At 72.6% G+C, this 8127-nt stretch carries 9 protein-coding genes and 1 riboswitch; of the genes, 2 read left to right on the forward strand and 7 right to left on the reverse strand.

Going from position 1 to position 8127, the window contains the following annotated elements; translation table 11 throughout:
* Positions 1-56 precede the first annotated feature (56 nt).
* The 4 genes from VGV13_00820 to VGV13_00835 are packed head-to-tail and all read right to left on the reverse strand — an operon-like array spanning position 57 to position 3730.
* Positions 57-1004 (reverse strand): ABC transporter substrate-binding protein, encoded by a 948-nt coding sequence (locus VGV13_00820; protein HEV8639624.1) that lies wholly within the window; start codon positions 1002-1004, stop codon positions 57-59.
* 16 nt (positions 1005-1020) lie between these two features.
* Positions 1021-1845 (reverse strand): ABC transporter ATP-binding protein, encoded by an 825-nt coding sequence (locus VGV13_00825; GenBank protein HEV8639625.1) that lies wholly within the window; start codon positions 1843-1845, stop codon positions 1021-1023.
* Positions 1842-2858, reverse strand: coding sequence for an iron ABC transporter permease (locus VGV13_00830; protein ID HEV8639626.1), 1017 nt, complete (start codon positions 2856-2858; stop codon positions 1842-1844). Before VGV13_00830 ends, VGV13_00825 begins: the two co-directional genes overlap by 4 nt.
* Positions 2855-3730 (reverse strand): cobalamin-binding protein, encoded by an 876-nt coding sequence (locus tag VGV13_00835; GenBank protein ID HEV8639627.1) that lies wholly within the window; start codon positions 3728-3730, stop codon positions 2855-2857. The genes VGV13_00830 and VGV13_00835 overlap by 4 nt, the downstream gene beginning before the upstream one ends.
* A gap of 24 nt (positions 3731-3754) precedes the next feature.
* On the opposite strand from VGV13_00835, the gene VGV13_00840 reads away from it, so the two are divergent.
* Entirely contained in the window at positions 3755-4549 is a 795-nt protein-coding gene (locus VGV13_00840) for a transporter (protein ID HEV8639628.1), read from the forward strand.
* Here VGV13_00840 and VGV13_00845 read toward each other — a convergent pair.
* Genes VGV13_00845 through cobU form a run of 3 tightly spaced genes read right to left on the reverse strand, consistent with a single transcriptional unit; the run spans position 4546 to position 7629 of the window.
* Positions 4546-5946, reverse strand: a complete 1401-nt coding sequence (locus VGV13_00845; GenBank protein HEV8639629.1) for a cobyrinate a,c-diamide synthase — start codon at positions 5944-5946, stop codon at positions 4546-4548. The two genes, VGV13_00840 and VGV13_00845, sit on opposite strands and share 4 nt — an antisense overlap.
* Complete coding sequence (gene cobT, locus VGV13_00850; GenBank protein HEV8639630.1) at positions 5943-7097, reverse strand: nicotinate-nucleotide--dimethylbenzimidazole phosphoribosyltransferase; 1155 nt, start codon at positions 7095-7097, stop codon at positions 5943-5945. The genes VGV13_00845 and cobT overlap by 4 nt, the downstream gene beginning before the upstream one ends.
* Positions 7072-7629 (reverse strand): bifunctional adenosylcobinamide kinase/adenosylcobinamide-phosphate guanylyltransferase, encoded by a 558-nt coding sequence (gene cobU / locus VGV13_00855; protein HEV8639631.1) that lies wholly within the window; start codon positions 7627-7629, stop codon positions 7072-7074. Before cobU ends, cobT begins: the two co-directional genes overlap by 26 nt.
* 49 nt (positions 7630-7678) lie before the next feature.
* Positions 7679-7806, reverse strand: a riboswitch (cobalamin riboswitch).
* Between the two features lie 116 nt (positions 7807-7922).
* Between cobU and VGV13_00860 the strand changes: the two genes are divergently transcribed.
* Positions 7923-8127: hypothetical protein (locus VGV13_00860; protein ID HEV8639632.1), on the forward strand; the 205-nt coding region annotated here is incomplete at its 3' end.

Raw genomic sequence — 8127 nt, forward strand, 5'->3', positions numbered from 1 at the left:
AGAGGCCTCACCAGCTTCCCTGAATCCGGGGCGTCCTCAGGCAACTGTCTGCGCTCTCACCTCCTCTCGGCCGGCGCCGGCGCGAGCCGCTGCCACGCGTCGGGTGACGACGTCCGCGCGAACAGCTCCGGGTGGATGATCTCGGCCAGGATTTCCAGGCCCTCGATGGTGCGCGGGCCCGAGCGGCTGAAGTAGGTGGCGCTCTCCACCGCGTACACCTGCCCCGAGGCCACCGCGCCGAGGCGCGACCACGCGTCGGGTCGCGCGAGCCGGCCGAACTCTTCCAGCGTGCGCTCCAGGCTGAAGCTGCAGGGCATCAGCACGACGATGTCGGGGTCGTAGTCGGCGATCTGCGCCCACGAGACCTCCGCGGACTGCGCGCCTTCGCGGCTCAGCTCGTCGTGGCCGCCGGCCAGACGGATCATCTCGGGCACCCAGTGACCGGCTGTGTATGGCGGATCGAGCCACTCCATCGCGAACACGCGCGGTCGCGTGGTGGCCCGCGCGGCGATGGCGGCTACGCGATCGATGTGCACTTGCAGATCGCGGGCGAGCGCGGCAGCGCGCTGGGGGACGCCGGTAACGTCGCCCACCTGTTGGATGACGTCCAGGATGCTGGCGAGTCCCTTCGGCTCGAGCGACAGCACCGTGCGCGGGCCGGGCAGCGTGACGTCGAGCCGGTGCACGGCCTCGGCGACCTGATCGTAGGAGACGGCGCAGACATCGCACAGCTCTTGGGTCAGAATGATGTCCGGGTCGAGCCGCTCCAGCAGCTCCTGATCGAGCTCGTAGATGCTGCTCCCGCTGTGCGCGGCCGCCGTGACGTGATTGTGGATCTCGCGGCTGCTCGCGCGCTCGTAGTCCACGCGGCTCCGCGTGATCACCGGCACACCGGGCGCGCCCGGCGGCAGCTCGCACTCGTGCGTGACGGCGACCAGCTGATCGCCCAGACCCAGGGCCAGGACGATGTCGGTGGCGCTCGGCAGCAGCGAGCAGATGCGCATGCGCTTCTCCTTTCGACTACACCCGTCCGGAGACGTCACGCCCGTACGCCACCCGGACGCGGGGCCGGCCCGTCTCCGCGTCCGTGTCCACGCGAACCGCGCAGCCGTACACCGCCGTAAGCAGCGCCTCGTCGAGGACATGAGCGGGCGCGCCGAGCCGCGCCACGCGCCCCTCGGCGAGCAGCAGCAGGCGGTCGGAGATCTCCGCCGCCAGGTTGAGGTCGTGGGAGACGAGCAGGACCGTGACGCCCCGCTCCTGATTGACCCGGCGCAGGAGGCCGACACACTCCACCTGATAGTGGAGATCCAGGTGCGCGGTCGGCTCGTCCAGGATGAGCAGGCGCGGCTGCTGGGCGAGCGCACGGGCCAGGATCACGCGCTGCCGCTCGCCGCCGCTCAGGCTGTCCACGGGCACCGGCCCCAGCTCCGCCACGCCGGTCAGGGCCATGGCCTCGCGCGCGACCGCCAGGTCCTCCGCCGTCTCGAAGAAGCGGCGGGGCCCGTGCGGGTAGCGCCCCATCAGCACGAGCTGCTCGACGGTGAACGGCAGGGACTGCGGGAGATCCTGAGGCACCACGGCGACGTGGCGCGCCAGCTCCCAGCGCGTCAGCCGGGCCAGCGGCGCGTCCTGGAGCCGGATCTCGCCGCGCGCCGGCTCGACCACCTTGGTCAGCAGCCGGACGAGGGTCGTCTTGCCCGCGCTGTTGGGGCCGATCAGGCCCAGGATCTCGCCGCGCGCGATGGCGAAGGTCAGGCCGGTGAGGGCGAACGGCCGCGCGCGCCGCCGCTCCACGGCGGGATAGCCGAAGTCGACGCCCGCCAGCTCCACCAGCGCCGTCACAGGACCCCCCGGGCGCGCGTGCGCAGCACGTAGATGAAGACCGGCGCGCCGCAGAAGGACGTGATGACGCCGACCGACAGCTCGGCCGGCGCCACGATGTTGCGCGCCAGCGTGTCCGCCACCAGCAGGAAGATGCCGCCGCCCAGCAGCGCCGCGGGGACCAGGAGCCGGTTGTCAGGGCCCAGGAGGAGCCGCAGCACGTGCGGCACCACCAGGCCCACGAAGCCGATGGGGCCGGCGAAGGCCACCACGCTCGCGGTCAGCAGCGCCGAGCCGACGAATACGCGCACCTTGAGGCGCTCGGCGTTGACGCCGAGCTGGAGCGCTGCCTCCTCGCCGAGGGCGAGCACGTTGAGCTGGCGGGCCTGGCCCAGGATCAGCCAGAAGCCGATGGCGGCCAGCACCGCGAAGAGGGCCAGGGAGCCGGGCGGAATCGGACTGATGTTGCCCAGGAGCCAGTGGACGATCCCTCCCAGCCGGTTGATGTCGATGAACGATGTCAGCACCGTGGTGGCCGAGGCGAAGAAGATGCCGACGATGACCCCGGCCAGCAGCAGCGTCTGGATCGGCAACGCGCCGTGGACGGAGGCGATCAAGTACACCGCGCCGCCCGCCAGCAGCGCCCCACCGAAGCCGAACAGCGTGAGCCGTAGCGCGTCCGTCACCCCGGCCCCGGCCCCCGAGAGCTGGGCGATCACCACGCCGAACGCCGCGCCGCTCGACACGCCCAGCACCGAGGGCTCGGCCAGCGGGTTGCGGGTCAGCGCCTGAAAGCCGACGCCGGCCACCGCCAGCGCGCCGCCGGCCACCGCGGCCGCCGCGATACGGGGCAGGCGCAGGCTCAGGATCACGACGCTCTCGGTCGACCCCGCGTCCGCGCGCCCTGCGAGCACCCGCAGCACGCCTGCCGGCGAGATCCGCGCGCTGCCGAGGAAGAGCGCGACCGCCACCACGGCCAGCAGGCCGGCGGCGAAGCCCGCGAGGACCAGCAGCAGCCATGCGCCTCGCGTCATGGGAAGGCCTCGGGATGGATCATGCGAGCCAGCAGCTCGAGACCGTCGACGACGCGCGGACCGTAACGGTGGAGCACGTTGCCGTCCACGGCGTGTACGCGGCCGGCCCGCACGGCAGGCAGGTTGCCGAGCTTGTCCCACTGGTCGCGGGCGATCGGCTCCGAGCCCGTCCCGTGGCGGGCCAGGATGATGACCTCCGGGGCCCGCGCCACCGCCGCCTCGACGCTGAAGCGCGGATAATCGCTGGGCTCCTCCGCGCTGACGCTCTGGCCGCCCGCCCGCCGGATGAGCTCGGTGACGATGGCGTCGCGCCCGGGCACGACGAGCGGTTCCGGCCACAGGACATAAAGGACGCGCGGAGGCCGGAAGGGCGCCACCGCCACCTCCACCGCCCGAATGCGCTGCCGCAGGTGCGCGGTCAACCGCGCTGCCGAGACCTCGCGGCCGGTCAGCGCTCCCAGCCGAGCTCCCACGTCCAGCATCTGGGCCACGCTGTTGGCGTGGACGAGGTAGACCGGGATTCCCAGCCGCTGGAGCTGAGCGAGGGTCTCCTGGCGACTCCCGGCGTCGGTGGCGATGACCAGATCGGGTCGGAGCGCCACGATCGTCTCGAGGCTCGGGGCGATCATGCCGCCCACGCTCGGCTTCTGCTTGGCGGCCGGAGGGAAGTCGCAGTAGTCGGTGACGCCGACCAGGCGCCCCTCGCCCCCCAGCGCGAACATCAACTCGGTCACGCTCGGCACCAGCGAGACGATCCGCTGCGGCGGCGCCGGCAGCGTGACCTGGCGATCCCGCATGTCGACGAGCGTCAGCGCCGAGGTCGCCGGGGCCGCCAGCAGGAGCGCGCCCACCGCGACCACGAGCGGTCCCAAGCGTGTGCTACGATGCCGCGCGCCATGGAGAACGCCCGCCACGTGCCATGCTTGCTGCTCGGCGTGCTGCTCGTCGCGGCCGGCCCGGTAGCCGCTGCCGAGATCGACCCCGACCGTCCCGACGTGACGAACAGCGCCCGGACGGTTCCGCGGGGAGCCGTTCAAATCGAGACCGGCCTCGAGTACGCCCGCACCAGCCTGGGAGGTGGCGAAGCGGAGCGGCGGTTCGCGGTCCAGGCCGCGCTCCGTGTAGGGCTGACCGACCGACTCGAGATCGGCGTGGCCGGCGAGCCGCTGGTGAGGCTCAGGGGAGCCGACGAGGATACCGGTCACGGCGATCTCACCCTGGGTGTGAAGTACCGGTTCCTGGACTCGATCAAAGGGAACGCCTGGCGGCCCGACCTCGGCATCGAGCCCTTCGTCAAGCTTCCGATCGCGGAGGCGCCGATCGGAAGCGAGCGGCCGGACTTCGGCGCGCAGCTCCTGGCCAGCTTCGAGCTGCCGTGGGACCTGGGCCTGGACGTCAACGCCGGGCTCGCTGCCGTCGGCCAAACGCGCCCCCGCGGCTATCGGCTCCAGGCGCTCGCCTCGGCCTCGCTCCAGCGCGACCTCATCCCCGAGCGCCTGGAGGTCTTCGCCGAAATCTTCTTCGCCTCGCGCGAGCAGCGTTCGGAGCGCGACCGCCTGAGCGCCGACGTCGGTCTGATCTACCGGCTGACGCCCACCCTGGCCCTGGACGCCGCGGTCGAGACGTCCCTGCTCGGCTCCGGTCCCGACTACGCCGTCCGCGCGGGTGTCAGCGTGCGCTTCGGCCGCTAGCACGCTCGCCCCCGTCGCGCCGGGTCACAGGCCTCGACGAAGCCGCGCGCGAGCGCGGGGTTCGAGGCGAAGTGCAGATGGACGTAGCTCATGAGCGCGCTGCCGATCAGATAACCCTCCGCCCGTTCTTCGCCCCGGCGCCCGCCGAGGCGATAGACGCGCCGGACCCGCTCGGGCACCGGGTCGATCGTCGAGCAGTGGAACTCGTGCCCCCGGGCGGCGGCGCCGGCCGGAGCCAGCGGCGTGTCGGCCGCGAAGCTCACCTCGGTGTACCCGAGCGTGAGGCGCCGCGGCACCAGGCGTACGGTCGTCGGCAGGAGTCCGACCATCCGGTGGGGCACGCCGTCCAGGTCCTCCAGCGCCTCGGCGAGGTACATGAGACCCCCGCACTCCGCGTAGATCGGCCGGCCCTCTGCGGCGAACTCGCCGACGGCCTTGACGACGCCCACGTTCTCGCCGAGCCGGCGCGCGTGGAGCTCGGGATAGCCGCCGCCGAAATAGAGGCCGTCGACCTCGGGGAGCTCCGCGTCCGCCAGTGGGCTCCAGGAGACGAGCGCCGCGCCGGCGGCCCGGAGCAGCTCGAGGTTCTCCGCGTAGTAGAACTGGAAGGCGGCGTCACGGGCGATGCCGATTTTCACTCGGCGGGGGGCTTCGCCCCCCTTCCGATCCCTCCCCCGTTCGATGGCGCGGGCAAAGCCCGCGCTCGAAAGTGGTGTGGCCAGCGCGAGGAGCTGTCCGAGATCGATCGATGCTTCGATCGCGCCGGCCAGGCGTGCGCGACGTTCCGGCGTGAGCGGTCCCTCGAGCGCTGTCACCAGTCCCAGGTGGCGCTCGGGCAGCACGAGGTCGTCGTCGCGCGCGAGTGCGCCGACCGGCACGGCCCGGCATGAGCCGCGGATCGCATCGGCGATCATCCGTCCGTGGTCCTGGCCTCCGACGCGGTTGGCGATCACGGCGGCCAGGCTGAGATCCGGATCGAAGCGCTCGAAGCCCTGCACCGTCGCCGCGGCGCTGCGCGCCTGGCTGCTCGCGTCGATCACCAGGACCACGGGGGCCCCCAGCCACTTCGCCATCTGGGCCGTCGAACCCTCCTCACCGGTGGCGTCGACGCCGTCGAAGCAGCCCATGACGCCCTCGACCAGGGCCAGGTCGGCATCGGCGGCGCGGCGCGCGACCGTCGCCAGCGCGTGCTCGCGCCCGCACATCCAGCCATCCAGGTTGTAGGACGGGCGCCCGGTGACGAGCTCGTGAAAGCCCGGGTCGATGAAGTCCGGGCCGACCTTGAAGGCCTGGACGGTGAGGCCGCGGCGTCGATACGCCTCGCAGAGGCCGAGGGTGACCGTCGTCTTGCCCACGCCACTCGCCGTCCCCGCGACCACCAACACGCGGGTCGTCATAGCCGCTCTTCGAGCGCCGGCTTGGCCGGCGCAGTCCCTTCCCTGGGGGAGGTTTCGGAGGGGGTCGTCGCGCCCTGTGGGCGCGCCTGTGGAGTCGCCCCCTCCGACTGACTGACACCCGCAGCCTTGAAGGTGGCCATCTCGGTGTAGATCAGCGCGGCCGCGCGCGCGAGGTGGATGAAGAGCGCCGCCCCCGTGCCCTCCCCCAGGCGCAGCCCCAGATCGAGGTAGGGCTCGAGTCCGAGGTGCGCGAGCGCCACCGCATGTCCCGGCTCCACCGAGCGGTGAGAGGCGAACAGCGCGTGGCGGGCGTCGGGCGCGAGCGCGACGGCCACGAGGGCCGCGGCGCCGGAGATGAAGCCGTCGAGCGCCACGGGAACGTGGTGAGCGGCGCCGGCGAGCACGACACCCACGAGCCCGGCGATCTCGAAACCGCCGACCGTGGCCAGGACGTCGAGACCGTCGCACGCATCGGGGCCGTTGACCGCCAGGGCGCGGCGAACCACCTCGACCTTGCGCCGCCACGTCGCATCGTCCACGCCCGTGCCCCGCCCGGTCACGGTGTCGGGCGCGGCCCCGGTGATGACCGCGGTGATCGCGCTGGCGGCAGTGGTGTTGCCGATTCCCATCTCGCCGGTCGCGAGCAGATCCGCGCCCGCCGCGATCGCCTCCTCGGCCAGCCGCGCTCCGGCCTCGATCGCCCGGAGCGCCTGGGCGCGACTCATCGCCGGTCCGCGCACCATGTTCGCGGTACCCGGTCCCATGGAACAATCGACCAGACCATCGGCGCGCGCCACGGGGTTGGCGACGCCGAAGTCGGCGACCACGACGCGTGCTCCCGCCTGCCGCGCCAGGACGTTGATCGCCGCGCCACCCCTCAGGAAGTTCTCGAGCATCTGTGTGGTCACGATCTGGGGGTAGGCGCTCACGCCCTCGGCGGCGACGCCGTGATCGGCCGCGAAGGTGAAGACGACCGGCCGGGCCACGCGGGGTGGTTCGCCCCTCAGCACCACCAGCCGGACCGCCAGCTCCTCCAAGCGCCCGAGGCTCCGGGCAGGCTTGGTGAGCCGGTCGAGATGGCCCTGGGCCGCCTCGCCCTCCGCGGCGTCCGGCAACGCGATCGCGTCAAGGAGTCTGGACAGTGAAGCCATAGATCGGCGCCGGAGCTTTGATGGTCAACGGCAGGCCCGCCACCATGAGCGTGACGCGATCGCAGGCGGCGGCGACGCGCTGATTCACGAGGCCGAGCAGATCGCGGAAGCGGAGGCCGTCGGCGCTCTCGGGGTGCACGCCTTCTCCGACCTCGTTGCTGACCAGAGTCAGGTCCCAGGGGCGGCGCGCGATGAGCGCGGCGAGCTCGGCGCCCTCGCCGAGGATCGCCTCGTCGGCATCGCCCCGCAGAAGGCGATTGGCGACCCACAGGGTGAGGCAGTCGACGACGACGGCGTCGATGGCCCGGCCGGCCAGACGGCCGAGTGAGGCCACCAGCGCACAGGGCTCCTCGACGGTGAGCCAGTGGCCGGGGCGCTCGGCTCGGTGACGCGCGATCCGCTGCGCCATCGCGGCGTCGCCCGCCTCGGCGGTCGCCACGAACGCCACCCGCGCGTGGTGGGGCTGGCTGGCGATCGCGAACCGGCTCTTTCCGCTCCGCGCGCCGCCGAGAACGAGATGCGTGGTGCCCACGATCCCCGGTTCCTCCCTCGAAGACCGGTCGAGATGTGCGTGCCCGGGCAGGTCTCCTGGCTCTCGGATCGTCCTACTCCCCACCCCTTCCCGGCCGCGCACGCGACCAGTGGCTTACCGGTGGGTTTCGTCCCCGACTACAGTGACGGGGTCGCGGCGGCTTGGACCGCCTTCCCTGGGGCCGCTGCCACGCGGCTCCCGGGCGCCGACAACGGAGCGGACGATAGCAGAGATCCAGGACCGCGTCGAGCGCTCTCCGGTCAGCGCCCTCGCGTCAGTACCCGAGGACCCGCATGCACGCGTTGAACGCCTCGCGGTACCTCGGGTCGACCGGCCCGTCGCTCGATCCCTCCTCGGACGGCCCGCCCGCGCCAAAGAGGGCGGTCGGCGGCGTCGACGAGATCGACGGCCGCGAATCGCGGCGAGGCGTCACCCGAGGCGGGGGAGTGCCGGTGACGGGCCCGGTCCATGGCCCGACGCCGGAGATACGTGAGGGGA

This window comes from Candidatus Methylomirabilota bacterium, assembly GCA_036001065.1.
In the GTDB taxonomy this organism is placed as follows: domain Bacteria; phylum Methylomirabilota; class Methylomirabilia; order Rokubacteriales; family CSP1-6; genus MNEF01.

Excerpts from the sequence above, each read along its gene's own strand:
- VGV13_00840 (HEV8639628.1), top strand. The coding sequence starts at position 3,755 with ATGGAGAACGCCCGCCACGTGCCATGCTTGCTGCTCGGCGTGCTGCTC.
- VGV13_00820 (HEV8639624.1), bottom strand. The coding sequence starts at position 1,004 with ATGCGCATCTGCTCGCTGCTGCCGAGCGCCACCGACATCGTCCTGGCC.
- cobT (HEV8639630.1), bottom strand. The coding sequence starts at position 7,097 with ATGGCTTCACTGTCCAGACTCCTTGACGCGATCGCGTTGCCGGACGCC.
- VGV13_00845 (HEV8639629.1), bottom strand. The coding sequence starts at position 5,946 with ATGACGACCCGCGTGTTGGTGGTCGCGGGGACGGCGAGTGGCGTGGGC.
- VGV13_00830 (HEV8639626.1), bottom strand. The coding sequence starts at position 2,858 with ATGACGCGAGGCGCATGGCTGCTGCTGGTCCTCGCGGGCTTCGCCGCC.